Raw genomic sequence first — 16,674 nt, forward strand, 5'->3', positions numbered from 1 at the left:
CGCAGTGGTCAGGCGCCCCTGGAGTCCGACCCGGACTGGGTGAAGGAGCTGGCAAGGAACTCGCCCGGAGTGCCTGTCCTTAACCCTTTCGACCCGAGACCGGTGGCCGACAGCGCCGACCGCACCGAGTCGAACGGCGGACTCAACGCGCTGACCGGGAACGAGATCGTCGCCGCCATCCAGCGCAACATCGCCTGCGTCGCTCACTGCCACGCACGGATCATCGCCCTCATCGACGAGGTCGAACGGCGAGAGCTCTGGGCGCAGTGGATCGGGGTGAAGTCGCTCGCCGGCTGGGTCATGCACATCGCCGCGGTGAGCGCCCACACCGCTCGCGAATATGTCAGGGTGATGCACGCTCTGCGCGAGATGCCGCTGGTCAAAGCGAACCTGAGCGCCGGAGACCTCAGCTTCTCCAAGGTCCGCGAGGTCACCCGCCTCGTCGGTCGCATTCCCGACGAGGACGCACTGCGCCTGGCGAAGCTGGGCACCGGCGCTCAGGTCAGCGTCGTCTCACGCAACTATCGGAAGCTCAGTGCGGCCGAGGAGAACGGCGAGCTACCGCAGCTGCTGCCACGGGACGATGTCCTCGTCTGCTCGGCGGGTCCCGGCCGGTCGCGCATCGTCGTCGACCTGCCTGAGGACGATGCGGCCGAGTTCGTCACCATGCTCTCGACAGCCCGCCAGGTCATCGAACGCCGAGAGGACGAGAACGGCGAGGACGGGTGCGCTGCGAGCACTGTGCCGTCCGAGCCTGTCGATGTCGACCCCTGGACCGGCTGCGCATCCGGGACGGATTCGCAGCCCCCCGGCAGTGGTCAGCCTCGGCGCGGCGAACGGATCTCCCAGGTCATGTGCCTCATGGAGGTGATCCGCGCGTTTCCCCGCGCACAGTCCTCCGGTGCCGTCGATCTCGACCGCGCCCGGATGCTCGTCCATACCTCCGCCGAGGTGCTTCTCGGATGCGCCGACGCCTTCCTCCCGGTGGTGCTCGGTGACGCTGAGAACGTCCCCGCGGGGACGCACAGCGAAGGCGACGTCCCCGCGGGGACGTCTGAGGCGACTGCGGAGAACAGCGGCGACGCGGAGCCCGGCACCTCAGCGTCGCCTGCCCGGCGGGACGAGACCTGTCGGATCGACGGATTCGGCGGCATCACCGCCGCCACGGCCCAGCGGCTGGCCTGCGAATCGCTCGTCAGCGGGATCATCAAGGACGAGGCGGGGAACGTGCTCAAGCTCGGCCGGTCGAGGCGGTTGGCGAGCAGGCGACAGAAGATGGCGCTGAGCGCCCGCGATGTCTCGTGTCAGTTCCCCGGCTGCCTCAGCCGCCGACGCTGCGAAGCCCACCACATCCGCCCGTGGTCGCGCGGCGGGGTCACCGACCTCGACAACCTCGTCCTGCTCTGCCGCTCCCACCACATCTCCGTCCACGAACACGATCTGACGATCGTGCGGACTGCGGCGTCCTTCTCCGGGGCTCTGGAAGGAGCGCCCGCGTTCGCCTTCTTCCTGCCTGACGGCTCCGAGCTGTTCGCCTGCGACTCGGAGCATCCGGGAAGGAGGGTCTTCGACACGGCGAAGCTCGTCCGGGTCGTCGAGAAGGCGACGGCGAAGGCCGATCCGAGCACTCTCGGCGGCGGGTACGGCTTCGACCTGGGCAATTGTGTGGCATGGATGTTCGAAGCGGAAGCGCGACACGCCCGGGCGCGCAATGTCGCCGCCTGAATCTTGCCTATTTCGAACACTAGTTCGATAATGGATGTTATGTCCGCAGCACCACTCGTCGAACAGCTCAGCCGGGAGATGGGGATCTCCACGGCGACCTCCCTGTTCGACAGCCATCCGCCTCGGCCCGTGCATCCTGTGCTCGCGCCGATCTTCCGCCGCGGCGGTCTGCCGCGCGGCGAGATCGTCTCCTTCACCGGCGGACAGTCCCTGACCTGCGCTCTCGCGACGATCGCCGCCTCCACCCAGGAGCAGAAGTGGTGCGCCGGCATCGGCCTCGGCGAACCCGCCGTGTCCTCGATCGCCGACCTCGGCATCGACCTCGACCGCTTCGTCAACCTCGCCACCCCACCGCAGGACTGGCTGCGCGTGGCCTCGATCCTCATCGAATCCTTCGATGTCCTCCTCGTCGACCCCGCCTACCTCCCGAGCGCGGGCGAACGCGCCCGACTGCTGGCGAAGGTGCGGGAGAGGAAGGTGAGCTTCATCAGCCTCAGCCCCCTGGCCGGCAGCACGGAGCAGATCGAGATCACCGGTCTCGGCTGGTCGGGCACCGACCACGGCCGCGGACGTCTCCAGTCGTGCCTCGTCGAGGCCCGCTCGCAGACCGGCGTCCACCGTTTCCTCCTGCCCGGTCCCGACGGCACCCCCGCCGAGGCGGTCGCCTCGGCGGGGCTGGGGGAGAGGCCGGTGATCCGCAGTGTCAGCTGAGCCCGAGACCGACCGCGGGCGCATCCTCGTCCTCACCGTCCCCGACTGGCCGACCGTGGCAGCCGCCGCCGAACACGACCTCAGCCCGGGAACCCCTGTCGCCGTCCTCCACGCGGGCCGCGTCATCGCCGCGAACGCGCCGGCTCGGGCCGCGGGCATCGCCATCGGCAGCAACAAGCGGGCGGCGAACTACCGCTGTCCCGAGGCTCAGGTGCTGCCGTGGGACGAAGACGTCGACAACCGTCACTTCTCCGGCGGGGTGGGCGCACTCGAAGAGCTCGTCGCCCGCTTCACGCTGCTCGCACCGGGAACGCTCGCGATCCCCCTCGACGCCCTCCGGCACGGCTACGCCGATGAGGCCGCAGCCGTCGAAGCACTCATCTCCGCACTCGTGGACTCGACGGGGTGGGAGTTCTTCCCCGGCATCGCCGCGACCGTCTTCGCTGCGCGGATCGCCGCCGGGCAGGCGCGCCGGGTCGCCCCGGGGAAGACCGTGGAGTTCCTCGCCGCCCAGCCGATCACCGCCCTGACGCACACCGAGGGGAAGTGGGCCGAGCTCATCGACGTCTTCGTCCAGCTCGGCCTGCGCACCCTGGGGGCACTCGCCGCCCTCGACGCCGGTGATGTGCTCTCCCGGTTCGGTCCGCTCGGCCGTCATGCCCACGACCTGGCCTCGGGACGGGCGCAGGCACCCCTGCGCGACCACATCCGCGAAGAGAGCCTGCGGGTCGAGAGCACCCTCGAGGAGCCGACGACCCGCAGCGACACCCTCGGCTTCCTCGCCAGGCAGCTCGCCGCCGACCTGCTCGGCCGGGTCCGCAGCAGCGGACTCGTGTGCACGCAGATCACGATCGCCCTCCTCGCCGCCGGGGGCCAGTCCTCGAGTCGGACGTGGCGGATCGAGGACATGAGCGAGAACGCCATCGCCGACCGCCTGCGCTGGCAGGCCGAAGGCTGGCTCGCCGGCGCCGGACGCGGCAGTGCGGGACGCGGTGGGGCCGGAGACAGCACCGCTGGACGCGCGAACGCCGGACGCAGTGGCAGCGCGGGCGGCAGTGCCGGGCGGGGGGATGTCGAAGGCGAATACGATCCGGGACCGGATCCTGAGGACTTCTCCGCTGAGGGGATCACTGCGCTCGGCCTCGTCGCCGCCGAGCTCACGACCCCTCTCGGGGCGACCCGGAGCCTCTTCGACGAGAACACCGGGCAGGTCACGCACACGCTCGAACGCCTGCAGGGACTCTTCGGACCCGATGCCGTGCTCGTGCCCCGCCTCCAGGGCGGGTGGGATCCGGCCGAGACGAACCTCTGGACCCCGTGGCAGCAGGCGGCGACCCCCGCCCGCACCCCGGAGGCGCCGTGGCCGGGAGCTCTGCGCGCCCCCCGACCGACCACCGTCGACCATGTGCCCGTCGACGTCTTCGCCGCCGGGGGAGGACCGGTCGAGGCCCGCCCCTCCGGACTCGCCGCAGCCCCCAGCGCGATCCGCTTCCCCACCGGCACCACCGAGGCGATCGTCGACTTCTCCGGCTCGTGGCCGATCGAATCAGGATGGTGGGACCCGCAGCGGGCGACCTACCGGACCCGCCTCCAGGTCGTCACCGAATCCGGGCGCGCACTGCTGCTGAGCCGGGAATCCGGCCAGTGGTACCTCACGGGACGGTACTGCTGATGACGGGACGGTACTGCTGATGGGGTTCTCGAATCCGCGCACCCCCTGGTCGGAGCTCGCCCGCCGCCTCGAAGGCAAAGAGGGTCGAGAAGGCAAAGAGGACGCGCCCGCCGGCTCGAACGCCCGCCCCGTCGACAAGCACGCCGACGGCTCCGATGCCCCCGCGTTCTCCCGCCCCGACCGCTACCCGGTCTCCGTCGGTCCGCGCGGCCTCGACAGCGTCTCCCGCTACGCGATGCCCGCCCGGACACCGTCCTCACCGGCCGGTCCGCTCCTGCGTATGAGTCCGCCTCGACCGTGGGCGGAGCTGCACGTGCATTCGCAGTTCAGCTTCCTCGACGGAGCCTCCGACCCCGAGGACCTCGTGGCCGCAGGGGCAGCCGCGGGGCTGTCCGCGATGGCCCTGACCGACCACAACGGCCTCTACGGCGCCGTCCGCTTCGCCCATGCCGCCGCCGAGGCGGACCTGCCCACGGTCTTCGGCGCCGAACTCTCCGTCGGGCTGAGTGAGAAGATCCCCGGCCAGACCGATCCCGAGGCCACCCATCTCCTCGTCCTCGCCCGCGGGGTCGAGGGCTACCGCAGCCTCTCGGCGGCGATCACCGAGGCGAACCTCCGCGGGGAGAAGAACCGTCCCGTCTTCGACCTCGAGGACCTCGCGGCCAGGAGCGCGGACTGGATGGTCCTCACCGGCTGCCGCAAGGGTCCGCTGCGGCGGGCCCTGGGCGATCCCGACGGCGGACTCGCGGCCCTGCGCCGGCTGACCGCGCTCTTCGGACCTGAGTCGCTGGCCGTCGAACTCAGCCGCGACGGCACCCCGGATGACGACGAGAGGCTGCGCCACCTCGGCGAACTGGCACAGCGGACGGGACTGCCGGTCACGGCGAGCAGCAACGTCCACTTCGCGAGCCGCGCGCACTGGCGTTCGGCGCAGGTGCGGGCCTCCGTGCGCTCCCGGCGTCCCCTCGACGAGCTCGCCGGGTGGCTGCCGACGACCGCGGTCAACCGGATCCACACGGGTGCGGAGATGGCCGCGCGGTTCCCTGCCGCCGCCCTCGACGGGGCGGTGCGGATCGGTGCGGAGTGCGCGTTCACCCTCGAGACCGCGCGCCCCGAGCTGCCGCGCGCCCCGATGCCCGAGGACCGCGACGCCGAGGAGTACCTGCGGCAGCTCGTCACCGACTGCGGTCTGCGCCGCTACGGCACGCGTGCTCAGCACCCCCGGGCGTGGGAGCAGCTCGACCGGGAGATGGACATGATCGCCGAGCTCGGCTTCTGCGGGTACTTCCTCATCGTCCACGACATCACGAGCTTCTGCCATCGGGAGTCGATCTTCTGCCAGGGCCGCGGCTCGGCGGCGAACTCCGCGGTCTGCTACGTCCTCGACATCACCGCCGTCGACGCGGTCAAGCACAACCTCCTCTTCGACCGCTTCCTCTCCCCGGACCGCAAGGGGTACCCCGACATCGACATCGACATCGAATCGGGGCGCCGGGAGGAGGTCATCCAGTACGTCTACGACCACTTCGGCCGCGACCGTGCCGCCCAGGTCGCCAACGTCATCACCTACCGTGCGAAGTCGGCGATCCGGGACGCCGCGTTCAGCCTCGGCTACGCCCCGGGCCAGCAGGACGCGTTCTCGAAGGCGAGCAACCGCTGGTCCACCCTGCCCGAGGCGCAGGACTCACCCGTGCCCGCGCAGGTCCTCGACGTCGCCGGCGACCTGCTCGGCTCACCCCGCCACCTGGGCATCCACTCCGGGGGGATGATCCTCGCCGACCGCCCCATCGGCGAGGTGGTGCCCATCGAGCATGCGACGATGGACCACCGCACCGTCGTCCAATGGGACAAGGACGACTGTGCGGCGATGGACCTCGTCAAGTTCGACCTCCTCGGCCTCGGCATGCTCACCGCCCTCCACGAGATGGTCGACCTCGTCGAACGCCACACCGGGCAGCGCATCGACCGGGCGCTCATCGACGATGAGGACGAGGAGGTCTACGCGATGCTCTGCCGGGCCGATGCCGTCGGCGTCTTCCAGGTCGAATCCCGGGCCCAGCTCGCAACCCTGCCCAGGCTGAAGCCGACGGAGTTCTACGACCTCGCCGTCGAGGTCGCCCTCATCCGCCCCGGACCCATCCAGGGCGGCTCCGTCCACCCCTACATCCGCAGGCGGCAGGGACTCGACCCGATCGAATACCTCCATCCGCTGCTCGAGAAGTCGCTGGCGAAGACGTGCGGAGTGCCGCTGTTCCAGGAGCAGCTCATGCAGATGGCCATCGACGTCGGCGGCTTCTCCGGAGCCGACGCCGACCGGTTGCGGCAGGCGATGGGCTCACGCCGCTCGGAGCGGCGGATGGCCGAACTCGCCGAGAAGTTCCGCACCGGGGCTCGTGCCCGAGGCGTTGCCGAGGACACCGCGGAGACGATCTTCTCCACGATCGCGGCGTTTGCGAACTACGGGTTCCCCGAATCCCATGCGATCAGCTTCGCCAACCTCGTCTACCAGTCCGCGTGGTTCAAGTTCCACCACCATGCCGCGTTCACTGCGGGCCTGCTCCGGGCCCAGCCGATGGGCTTCTACTCCCCGCAGTCGCTCATCGCCGACGCCCGCCGGCACGGGGTGCCGATCCTGCCCGTCGACGTCGCGCGCTCGAACGCCGGCAGCGACCTCGAACGCACCGAATCCGGGGAGCTGGGGATCCGGCTCGGACTCGATGAGGTCTCCCATGTCGGCTCCTTCGCCGAGGTGATCGTCGCCGAACGCGCGAACGGTCCCTTCGCCTCGGTGGCCGACCTCGCCGAACGCACCGGCATCGGCAAGCAGGCCCTCGAGGGTCTCGCGACCGCCGGCGCCCTGGCCGGTTTCGACCTCGACCGCAGGCAGGCGCTGTGGCTGGCCGGGGGAGTCGCCGGCGCCCACCCGGGAGTGCTGCCGGGCACCGCGACCGTCTCCCATGCTCCCGCGCTGCCGACGATGGACTCCTTCGAGACGACCCTGGCCGAGCTCTTCTCCACGGGCATCACCGTCGACGGCTACCCGACGGAGATCCTGCGGCAGGCGCTGACCGAGCGCGGGTACGCCTCGACGGCCGACGCCGCCGCAGCCCCCGACGGGAAACGGCTGACCGTGGCCGCCCTCGTCACCCACCGGCAGCGGCCGGCGACCGCCTCGGGGATCACGTTCATCAACCTCGAGGACGAGTTCGGGATGCTCAACGTCGTCGCCACGGCGGGACTGATGAAGCGGTTCCGTTCGGTTGCGACCTCCCGCAACGCCCTCGTCGTCTCCGGCCTCATCCAGCGCGGGGGAGAGGTCGTGAGCCTCTACGCGCACAAGCTCGTCCCGCTTGAGGTGCAGCTGCCGACGAAGGCCCGCAACTTCCGCTGAGGCCCGAACGCCGCCGCGTGACGAAAGATGACGGTCGGTGACAGGTTCATGACGAGTTCGACGGGGAGAACCGCGCCCGGCGGTGAGAGTGGGATCACCACCTGTGCGAAGGAGAAGCCATGGCCCAGTCATTCGAAACCCGTCAGATCCACGCCGGCCAGACCCCCGACCCGGCGACGGGCGCCCGCGCCCTGCCCATCCACCAGACCACCTCGTACGTCTTCGCCGACAACGACCAGGCGAAGAACCGGTTCGCCCTGGCCGAACTCGGCCCCATCTACACCCGCATCACGAACCCGACGACCGAGGTCGTCGAGAACCGCATCGCCGACCTCGAAGGCGGCGTCCATGCCGTCCTCACCGCCTCGGGGCAGTCCGCGGAGTTCCTCGCGATCGCCAACATCGCCGAAGCCGGTGACCACATCGTGGCCAGCCGCAGCCTCTACGGCGGCACGTACAACCTCCTCGACGTCACCCTGCGCAAGCTCGGCATCTCCACGACGTTCGTCGACGTCGACGACCTCGATGCGTGGCAGGGCGCCGTGCAGGAGAACACGAAGCTCTTCTTCGCCGAGGTGGTCTCCAACCCCCGCTCCGACGTCCTCGACATCACCGCCGTCGCCGACACCGCCCACGCGGCCGGGGTCCCGCTGCTCGTCGACAACACCCTCGCCAGCCCCTACCTCGTGCGCCCCATCGAACACGGTGCCGACGTCGTCATCCACTCGGCGACGAAGTACCTCGGCGGGCACGGCACCTCGATCGCCGGGGTCGTCGTCGACGGCGGCACCTTCGACTACGGTGCGCACCCGCAGCGCTTCCCCGGCTTCAACACCCCCGACGAGTCGTACAACGGCCTCGTCTACGCCCGCGACCTCGGCGCGGACTCCCCGTTCGGGGCCAACGTCTCCTACGGACTCAAGCTGCGCGTCCAGCTGCTGCGCGACCTCGGACCCGCGATCAGCCCGTTCAACGCCTTCCTCATCGCCCAGGGGCTGGAGACGCTGAGCCTGCGCATCGAACGCCACGTCGCCAATGCGCAGCGGGTCGCCGCCTACCTCGAAGGCCACGACCAGGTTACCCGGGTCGCCTATGCGGGACTCGAGTCGAGCCCATGGCATGAACGGGCCGAGAAGTACCTGCCCAACGGCGTCGGTTCGGTGCTCGCCTTCGACATCGCCGGCGGCTACGACGCGGCCGTCGCCTTCGTCGACGCCCTCGAACTCCACTCGCTCGTGGCCAACATCGGCGACGTCCGATCCCTCGTCATCCACCCTGCCTCGACGACGCATTCGCAGCTCTCGGAGGAGGCCCAGGCCGCTGCGGGGGTCAACCCCGGCCTCGTGCGCCTCTCGGTCGGGCTCGAAGGCATCGACGACATCCTCGCCGACCTCGACGCCGGATTCGCCGCGGCCGCGGCCACGGTCACGACCGCTGCGTGAGATGACCACCCAGAGCACCTCGGTGGAATCGATCCTCGGCTTCACCACGGATTCCGGGCACACGTTCGGCACCGTCGAGATCGCCTACGAGACCTTCGGCACCCTCAACGCCGACCGGTCGAACGCGATCCTCATCGAGCATGCGCTCACCGGCGACACCCGGGCCACCGAGTGGTGGTCCGGGGTCGTCGGGCCCGGACAGGCGATCGACACGAACGAGTACTTCGTCGTGTGCGCGAACGCTCTGGGAGGATGCTCGGGCACGACGGGACCGCAGTCGACCTTCTCCGACGGCCTGCCGTACGGGTCGCGGTTCCCGACCGTGACGATCCGGGACATGGCCCGGCTGGAGCACAACCTCACCCAGATCCTGGGCATCGAGACCTGGCATGCCGTCGTCGGCGGGTCGATGGGCGGGGCCAGAGCGCTCGAATTCGGTCTCCTCGACCGCCGCAAGACCCGCAAATGCGCGATCATCGCCGCCCCGGCCTTCGCCGAAGCAGACCAGATCGCGTGGGCGATGATGCAGGAGCGGGCCATCGAACTCGACCCCGACTACTGTTCGGGCGACTACACCGCGATCGGCCGCTTCCCCACGGCGGGGCTCGGTCTGGCCCGGCAGATCGCCCACCTGACCTATCGCAACGACGCCGACCTCAATCAGCGCTTCTCCCGCCGGCGGCGCGCGGCCGACTACTACGAGGTCACCTCGTACCTCGACCATCAGGCGAAGAAGCTCACCGCGCGCTTCGACCCGCACAGCTACGTCCTCCTCACCCGCGCCCTGCGCGACCACGACGTCCGCACCGGACGCTCGGCGGATCTGCGCACCGCGCTGTCGGAGGCCTGCACCGACAGCCTCGTCGTCTCCGTGTCCTCCGACCGGCTCTTCCCCCCGTCCCAGGTCGAGCATCTCGCCCGTCACCTGCCGGGAAAGGTCGACCATCGGGTCATCGACTCACCGGTCGGACACGACGGCTTCCTCACTGAGGCAGCCGCCGTGTCCGCGGCCCTGCGGGAGTTCCTCACCCGCTGAGCCCGCCGAGGCGCGATGGGCTCAGCGGGCCAGGCCTCAGGCCGTGCGGGAGCCGGTGCGCTTGAGCTGCTTCTCCGGCACCGGGTAGTCCCGCTGCGCCCTGGCCCGCCGGTAGTACGCGGCGGCTTCGGCCTGCCGTTCGGCCTCGATGCCCGTGGCGATCGTCGCCCGCCGGTGGTCATCGCCGTAGCCGAAGGCGTCGACGAGGTCCAAGGCGTTCGCGGCGAGCTTCGCACACAGACGGTTGAGTGTGTCTCCGACCTGCCGGGCCCGGGACATGGGCAGGCGGCCGTACATGAGGTGCCAGCCCATGTGCTTCTCGACGAGACTGAGGCCGTAGGTGTCGCGCAGCCGGCGGAAGACCTTCTCCTGGGCGGGATCCGTCTGCGACTTCATCGCCTCGTCGATGGCCTTCCACTTCTCGAGCTCGACGTAGGCACGGGCCATCTCGACGAGTTCGTGCTGGTGGGAGTTGAACAGCTCGGCGGCCTTCTCCGGAGAGAGCTTCGCGGCGGGGCGCAGGGCGGCCGCGAGACCGGAGACCATGACCTCGAGCCGGGATTCGAGCAGCGTGCGCTGGAGCCGGCCCGAGCGGATGCGGCGCTCGGAGAGGTTGGGGGTGAAGACATCGGAGATCGCCAGGCCCGCATTGGCCAGACCGGTGCGGTAGAGGGTGTGCTCGGCGGCCTGCGTGCCGATGAAGCGGGCGGCGCCGCCGACGTCGATGTGCGCGAACTCCTTCGCATAGTCGCCGAGGATGCGCTTGGCCACGAGCTGGAGGAGGACGGTGTTGTCGCCTTCGAAGGTGACGTAGACGTCCATGTCCGCGCGTAGACCCACGAGACGGTTCTCAGCCATGAATCCGGCCCCGCCGCATGCCTCCCGGCATTCCTGGATGACGTCGAGGGCCATCCACGTCGAATCGGATTTGAACGCCGCGGCCCGGGTCTCGAGCAGGGCCCGGTTCTCCTCGCTGTCGTCGGCGCCGGAGAACACCTCCTCGAAGGAGGTGAGCAGCTTCTCGTGGGCGAGCGCCGAGGCGTAGGTGGCGGCGAGTGCGGGCATGAGCCTGCGCTGGTGCTGCTGGTAGTCCAGCAGCGTCGTCTCCCGGTAGTCGTCGACGGTGGTGAACTGCTTGCGTTCGAGGCCGTAGCGGATCGCGATGTCGAGGGCGAGCTTGCTCGCGACGACCGCGGCCCCGTCGAGGGAGACGCGTCCCTGGACGAGGGTGCCGAGCATCGTGAAGAACCGGCGTCCAGGGGAGTCGATGGGGGAGGAGTACGCGCCCTCGGCGTCGACGGCGCCGTAGCGGTCGAGGAGGTTCGTGCGCGGAATCCGCACCTGGTCGAAGGCGAAACGGCCGTTGTCGACGCCCTTGAGGCCGCCCTTGAAGCCGTCGTCGTCGATCGTGATGCCCGACAGCGGCTGGCCGTCGGCATCGCGCACGGGCACGAAGAACGCGTGCACGCCGTGGTTGACGCCTGCGGTGATGAGCTGTGCGAAGACGACGGCGGCCCGGGCGTCGCGGGCGGCATTGCCGATGTACTCCTTCGTCGCGGCCGTGAATGGGGTGTCGATGACGAATTCGTCGGTCTGCGCATCGAAGGTGGCCGTGGTGCCGATCGCTGCGACGTCGGAGCCGTGGCCGATCTCGGTCATCGCGAACGACCCGAGGAGTTCGCCGCGCTGGGCGGGTACGAGCCACTGGGCGTGCTGGTCCGGATTGCCGAGGTGGAGGATCGCACCGCCGAAGAGGCCGAACTGGACGCCGGCCTTGATCTGCAGGCTCGGTGAGGCGGTGACCGTCTCCTCGAATCCGGCGACTGTGCGGGCGTGCTCATTGGTCCCGCCCAGGGACTTCGGCAGTGCGGCGAGCGGCAGTTCGGTGGCGGCCATGAGTCCGACGGCTGCGAGCGTGTTCGCCCGCGTGGTCTCGAGGTCGTCGGCGGGATCGAGGTGGGTGGTCTCGTCCAAGGCGAGCTGGCGTCCCAGGTGTCGGGCGTCGGCCCAGGCACCGTCGAGGATCGACTGGATGGCTGCGGGGTCGAGGTCGAGGGCGAAGTCGTTCATGTGGGTGCTCCTGATCTGCTGGGTGCGGACGAGTCGATGGTCGGAGAGGAGTAGTCGGTGGCGAGTGGTGGTCGGAGGGAAGGGTCAGGACCTCGGCGGCCCGCCGTGGGCTTCGGGCGGCAGGGAGGCCCAGAGCCAGGTGCTCACCGAGGCGGCGAATGTGTCGGGGGAGCCGGGTGACTTGAGCCAGGTCTCCGTGGCGGCGCGGACGAACCCGATCGCCCCTGCCGCCCACAGCTTCCCGTCGTCGCCGTCGAACCGTCCGTCGGTGACGTCGAGGTCGAGCCGCTCTGCCAGCAGCTCGGCGACCTCGCGGAAGAAGCCGCCCTGTTCGCCGGGATCGAAACGCCCCACGGCCTGGTCGCAGAACCGGTAGACGTTCGGGGCTCCCGCGGCGAGGTCGACGAAGGCGCGGATCATCGCCTCGAGCGTCTCCTGCCTGTCCACGCGCTGCCCCTCTCCCGAACCGGAGGGGACCCGGTCGGCGCTGGCCTCGTCGAGGGAGGTCGCGATCACCTGCATGGCCCAGCCGCCCATCGCCTCCTGGAGGCCGGCGCGGTCGGTGAAGTAGCGGTAGAGAACCGCCTTCGTCGTTCCCGAGTGCTCGGAGATCTGCTCCATCGAGAGATCGTCGCCGTGTTCGTCGACGACGTGGCGGACGGCACGAAGGAGTTCGCGCCTGCGGCTGTCGCGGTGCTCCTGCCACCGAGTCGAGCGGCCGTCTGTGAGCGATTTCATGTTACAGACGGTAACAGGTACTGTCGGTATCAGCTAATTCCACTCAACGGAGGTGCCAATGTCCGCTCCCACCCAACGCGCCGTCATCCTCGGCGGCAACCGCATCCCCTTCGCCCGCTCGAACAAGCAGTACGCGAAGGCCAGCAATCTCGACATGCTCACCTCGACGATCGACGGCCTCGTCGCCCGCTTCGGTCTGGCAGGGGAGACGATCGGCGAGGTCGCCGGCGGCGCGGTGCTCAAGCACTCGAAGGACTTCAACCTCACCCGGGAGGCCGTGCTCGGCTCGGCGCTCTCGCCCACCACCCCCGCCTACGACATCGGCCAAGCGTGCGCGACGGGGCTTGAGACCGTGGTCAGCCTGACGAACAAGATCAACGCCGGCCAGATCGAGTCCGGCATCGCCTCGGGCGTCGACTCGGCCTCGGACGCCCCCATCGTCGTCGGGGACTCGCTGCGCGAGATCCTCCTCGAGCTCTCCCGGGCGAAGACGCTGACCCAGCGCATGCGCATCGCCGCCCAGATCCGTCCCGCCTACCTCGCCCCGCAGGCCCCGTCGACGGGCGAGCCCCGCACGGGTCTGAGCATGGGCGAGCACCAGGCGATCACGACCGCGGCCTGGGGGATCAGCCGGGAAGCCCAGGACGAACTCGCCCTCGCCTCCCATCAGGGATTGGCCCGGGCGTGGGACGAGGGCTTCTTCGACGACCTCGTCACCCCCTACCTCGGGGTCAGCCGGGACACGAACCTCCGTGCCGACTCGAGCCTCGAATCCCTTGCCAAGCTCTCCCCGGTCTTCGGCAAGCGCCTGCCGGAGCCTGCGACGATGACAGCGGGCAACTCGACGCCGCTCACCGACGGCGCGTCCTCCGTCCTGCTCGGCAGCGAGGACTGGGCCGCCGAGCACGGGTTCACCCCGCTGGCTCGGCTCGTCGACGCCGAGGCCGCGGCCGTGGACTTCGTCGACGGCGCCGAGGGCCTGCTCATGGCACCCGCGTACGCGGTTCCGCGCCTGCTCGCCCGCAACGGTCTGACGTTCGAGGACTTCGACGTCTTCGAGATCCACGAGGCGTTCGCCTCGACCGTGCTCGCCCATCTCGCGGCGTGGGAGTCCGAGGAGTTCGGACGCGAGAAGCTCGGCCTCGACGGCGCCTTCGGTTCGCTCGATCGGACGAAGCTCAACCCTCTCGGCTCCTCGCTGGCCGCGGGCCATCCCTTCGCCGCGACCGGCGGGCGCATCATCGCCACGACGGCGAAGTACCTCAAGCTCACCGGCAAGAAGCGCTCCCTCGTCTCGATCTGTGCGGCAGGCGGCCAGGGACTCACCGCGATCGTGGAGGCGGCATGAAAGACACGTACCTCGACCTCATGAGCGGCCCTCTCGGGAAGGTCGCGAAGAGCCTCGGGCTGCCCCAGCCCGTCGAACTCCAGCGTTTCGGGTCCACCCCGGAGTCCTATCTGCGCAAGCCCGTGCTCGTGCTCGGCTCGGGACCCGGTGCCCAGCGCATCGCCGATCTGCTCCTCGACAACGACTTCGAGGTCCGCCGTCACGCGGCGGCGGGGGAGTCGCTGCGGGCGATCATCGCCGTCCTCGACGACGTCACCACCCCCGAGGGTCTCTCGGAGACCGTCCTCGGCGTCGGCCAGGCGCTGCGCTCCCTGGCGAAGTGCGGGCGGGTCGTGACGATCTCGACCGCCCCGAATCCGAGCGAGCAGGATCCCGCGCTCGCAGCGACGACTCAGGGGCTGACCGGGTTCACCCGTTCGCTCGCCCACGAGATGCGCAAGGGCGCGACGGCCAATGGGATCCTCCTGGGTTCGGGTGTTCCCGTCGACGCCCCCTCGGTCATCGCCGCCCTGTGGTTCCTCCTCTCCGGCAAGTCCGCCTACGTCGACGGCCAGTTCATCACCGTCGGTGATGCTGCCGGCACCGCCGTGACCGATGCCGAGTTCCTCTCCACCGGGCAGGCGGGTCCGCTGGCCGGTCGCACCGCCGTGGTCACCGGTGCGGCTCGGGGGATCGGCGCCGAGGTGGCCCGTGTCCTCGCCCGCGACGGCGCGCACCTCATCGGGGTCGACATGCCGCAGGCCGGGCAGGCGCTCGCGCAGGTGATGAACGCCGTGGGCGGGAAGTCCCTGCAGCTCGACATCACCGCCGACGGTGCGGCGGATGCGATCGCCGAGGCGGCCGGCGGTCGCGTCGACATCCTCGTCCACAATGCGGGGATCACGCGGGACAAGCTGCTGGCGAACATGGACGCCTCCCGGTGGGAGTCCGTCATCGCCGTCAACATCGCCTCCCAGGCGCGCATCAACGCCCGCCTGTTCGAACAGGGCCGCTTCGCCGAGGGCGCGCAGGTCGTCTCCCTGGCCTCGACCTCGGGGATCGCCGGCAACCGCGGCCAGACGAACTATGCGACCTCGAAGGCCGGCGTCATCGGACTCACGGCCGCCTCGGCGGGGGACTTCGCGGCTCTCGGGGGCACGGCCAATGCGGTCGCTCCCGGGTTCATCGAAACGGATATGACGGCGGCGATGCCGGCGTTGACCCGGCAGGTCGCCCGGCGGCTCTCGAGCCTCCAGCAGGGCGGACTGCCCGTCGACGTCGCCGAGACGATCGCCTTCCTCGCCTCCGCCTCGGCGCGGGGGATCAACGGACAGACCCTGCGGGTGTGCGGTCAGAACATGGTGGGTGCGTGATGAGCATGCTTCCCGTCTATGCGAAGGCCCTGCTCAAGGCCCTGCCGTTCGGATCGGCGCAGGACTCCGAGCTGCCCACCCGCGGCATCGGCCGCAGCCTGTCCATCGACGCCGACGCGTACGCGGGGTTCGCCCACGTCGTCGATGCCCCGCTGACCAACACCGTCCACCCGGGCTATCTCCACGTCCTCGCGTTCCCGCTGAGCATGCAGCTGCTCGCGGATCCGGGCGTGCCCCTGCCGCTGGTGGGCATGGTCCATGTGCGCAACCAGATGGATGTCCATCGTCCGGTGCGCATCGGCGACGTCGTCGACCTCCACGTCTCGCTCTCCGGACCATTCGAGCACCCTGCGGGGACGACGATCGACGTCGAGATGCGCGCCCTCGTCGACGGGGAGGAGGCGATGACGGAGACGACGACGTACCTGGCGAAGGGAAAGCGACTCGACGGAGCGAAGCCGCAGGTCCAGCCCGAACGGGAGGACTTCGTCGCGCCCCGCCCGACGGCCCTGTGGCGTCTCGACCCGATCATCGGCCAGCGATATGCGAAGGTCTCCGGCGACTACAATCCGATCCACCTCAACGGGCTGGCCGCCCGCGGGTTCGGCTTCCCCCGCGTCATCGCGCACGGGATGTACACGGCCTCGCGGGCACTCGCGGCGGCCGACCCGAGGCTGGCGTCCTATCGGTGGGACGTCGCGTTCGCCAAGCCGATCCTCCTGCCGTCCACGGTTGGGTTCGCGTTCACGGAAGGACATCGGCACGCTCCCGCGCGCTTCGCCGTGTTCGACCCGGCCAAGGGCAAACCGCACGTGCTCTCCGAGGTGGCAGAGCTGTCCTGAGGAGCCGGAACCCGGGAACCTGAACACTCAGCGACGGGGCCTGACCGCGGCATGAACGCCGTGGTCAGGGCCCCGTCGTGTGGGGTCGCTCACATCGGGCTGTTTCGATTTTGCGTCGCCGTCGAACGCGTGTAGAGTAATTCCTGTTGCCAGCGCGGGTGGCGGAATTGGTAGACGCGCTAGCTTGAGGTGCTAGTGTCCAACTTATCGGACGTGGGGGTTCAAGTCCCCCTTCGCGCACAACAGGAAAGGCCCTTCCGGAGAGATCCGGAAGGGCCTTCCGTCATTCACCCCGGCCCGTCGGCTCACGCCCCGCATCCGGTGCCCGGACCCGCTGTCCGTGCCCC

At 69.9% G+C, this 16,674-nt stretch carries 11 protein-coding genes and 1 tRNA gene; 10 read left to right on the forward strand and 2 right to left on the reverse strand.

Annotation, left to right across the window (positions count from 1 at the left end):
* Window positions 1–102: 102 nt before the first annotated feature.
* The 6 genes from AACX88_RS02860 to metX all read left to right on the forward strand — a co-directional run bounded on the left by AACX88_RS02860 (window position 103) and on the right by metX (window position 9,977).
* On the forward strand, window positions 103–1,725 hold the full coding sequence (locus tag AACX88_RS02860) for an HNH endonuclease signature motif containing protein (protein ID WP_339391599.1): 1,623 nt from the start codon (window positions 103–105) through the stop codon (window positions 1,723–1,725).
* Between the two features lie 39 nt (window positions 1,726–1,764).
* Complete coding sequence (locus tag AACX88_RS02865) at window positions 1,765–2,436, forward strand: P-loop NTPase family protein (RefSeq protein WP_339391600.1); 672 nt, start codon at window positions 1,765–1,767, stop codon at window positions 2,434–2,436.
* Window positions 2,426–4,108, forward strand: a complete 1,683-nt coding sequence (locus AACX88_RS02870; RefSeq protein WP_339391601.1) for a DNA polymerase Y family protein — start codon at window positions 2,426–2,428, stop codon at window positions 4,106–4,108. The genes AACX88_RS02865 and AACX88_RS02870 overlap by 11 nt, the downstream gene beginning before the upstream one ends.
* A gap of 19 nt (window positions 4,109–4,127) precedes the next feature.
* Window positions 4,128–7,499: an error-prone DNA polymerase gene (locus tag AACX88_RS02875; protein WP_339391602.1), complete on the forward strand. Its 3,372-nt coding sequence runs from the start codon at window positions 4,128–4,130 to the stop codon at window positions 7,497–7,499.
* 119 nt (window positions 7,500–7,618) lie between these two features.
* Window positions 7,619–8,941 (forward strand): bifunctional o-acetylhomoserine/o-acetylserine sulfhydrylase, encoded by a 1,323-nt coding sequence (locus AACX88_RS02880; RefSeq protein WP_339391603.1) that lies wholly within the window; start codon window positions 7,619–7,621, stop codon window positions 8,939–8,941.
* 1 nt (window position 8,942) lies between these two features.
* Window positions 8,943–9,977: a homoserine O-acetyltransferase MetX gene (metX, locus tag AACX88_RS02885; RefSeq protein WP_339391604.1), complete on the forward strand. Its 1,035-nt coding sequence runs from the start codon at window positions 8,943–8,945 to the stop codon at window positions 9,975–9,977.
* Between the two features lie 36 nt (window positions 9,978–10,013).
* Here metX and AACX88_RS02890 read toward each other — a convergent pair whose 3' ends face one another.
* Window positions 10,014–12,047 (reverse strand): acyl-CoA dehydrogenase family protein, encoded by a 2,034-nt coding sequence (locus AACX88_RS02890; RefSeq protein WP_339391605.1) that lies wholly within the window; start codon window positions 12,045–12,047, stop codon window positions 10,014–10,016.
* An 84-nt stretch (window positions 12,048–12,131) separates the two neighbouring features.
* Complete coding sequence (locus AACX88_RS02895; RefSeq protein ID WP_339391606.1) at window positions 12,132–12,785, reverse strand: TetR/AcrR family transcriptional regulator; 654 nt, start codon at window positions 12,783–12,785, stop codon at window positions 12,132–12,134.
* Window positions 12,786–12,843: 58 nt separating this feature from the next.
* Here AACX88_RS02895 and AACX88_RS02900 point away from each other — a divergent pair, with 58 nt between their 5' ends.
* The 4 genes from AACX88_RS02900 (at window position 12,844) to AACX88_RS02915 (ending at window position 16,567) form a co-directional block, all read left to right on the forward strand.
* On the forward strand, window positions 12,844–14,133 hold the full coding sequence (locus AACX88_RS02900) for an acetyl-CoA C-acetyltransferase (RefSeq protein ID WP_339391607.1): 1,290 nt from the start codon (window positions 12,844–12,846) through the stop codon (window positions 14,131–14,133).
* Complete coding sequence (locus AACX88_RS02905; protein WP_339391608.1) at window positions 14,130–15,485, forward strand: 3-oxoacyl-ACP reductase; 1,356 nt, start codon at window positions 14,130–14,132, stop codon at window positions 15,483–15,485. The genes AACX88_RS02900 and AACX88_RS02905 overlap by 4 nt, the downstream gene beginning before the upstream one ends.
* Complete coding sequence (locus AACX88_RS02910; RefSeq protein ID WP_339391609.1) at window positions 15,485–16,327, forward strand: MaoC/PaaZ C-terminal domain-containing protein; 843 nt, start codon at window positions 15,485–15,487, stop codon at window positions 16,325–16,327. The genes AACX88_RS02905 and AACX88_RS02910 overlap by 1 nt, the downstream gene beginning before the upstream one ends.
* Window positions 16,328–16,479: 152 nt before the next feature.
* Window positions 16,480–16,567: transfer RNA gene (locus AACX88_RS02915), tRNA-Leu, on the forward strand.
* Window positions 16,568–16,674: the final 107 nt, after the last annotated feature.

It is taken from the genome of Brevibacterium metallidurans, from assembly GCF_037101285.1.
Classification (GTDB): domain Bacteria; phylum Actinomycetota; class Actinomycetes; order Actinomycetales; family Brevibacteriaceae; genus Brevibacterium; species Brevibacterium metallidurans.

Coding starts and splice junctions, on each gene's coding strand:
- AACX88_RS02865 (WP_339391600.1), top strand. CDS start 1,765: ATGTCCGCAGCACCACTCGTCGAACAGCTCAGCCGGGAGATGGGGATC.
- AACX88_RS02875 (WP_339391602.1), top strand. CDS start 4,128: ATGGGGTTCTCGAATCCGCGCACCCCCTGGTCGGAGCTCGCCCGCCGC.
- AACX88_RS02880 (WP_339391603.1), top strand. CDS start 7,619: ATGGCCCAGTCATTCGAAACCCGTCAGATCCACGCCGGCCAGACCCCC.
- metX (WP_339391604.1), top strand. CDS start 8,943: ATGACCACCCAGAGCACCTCGGTGGAATCGATCCTCGGCTTCACCACG.
- AACX88_RS02890 (WP_339391605.1), bottom strand. CDS start 12,047: ATGAACGACTTCGCCCTCGACCTCGACCCCGCAGCCATCCAGTCGATC.
- AACX88_RS02895 (WP_339391606.1), bottom strand. CDS start 12,785: ATGAAATCGCTCACAGACGGCCGCTCGACTCGGTGGCAGGAGCACCGC.
- AACX88_RS02900 (WP_339391607.1), top strand. CDS start 12,844: ATGTCCGCTCCCACCCAACGCGCCGTCATCCTCGGCGGCAACCGCATC.
- AACX88_RS02905 (WP_339391608.1), top strand. CDS start 14,130: ATGAAAGACACGTACCTCGACCTCATGAGCGGCCCTCTCGGGAAGGTC.
- AACX88_RS02910 (WP_339391609.1), top strand. CDS start 15,485: ATGAGCATGCTTCCCGTCTATGCGAAGGCCCTGCTCAAGGCCCTGCCG.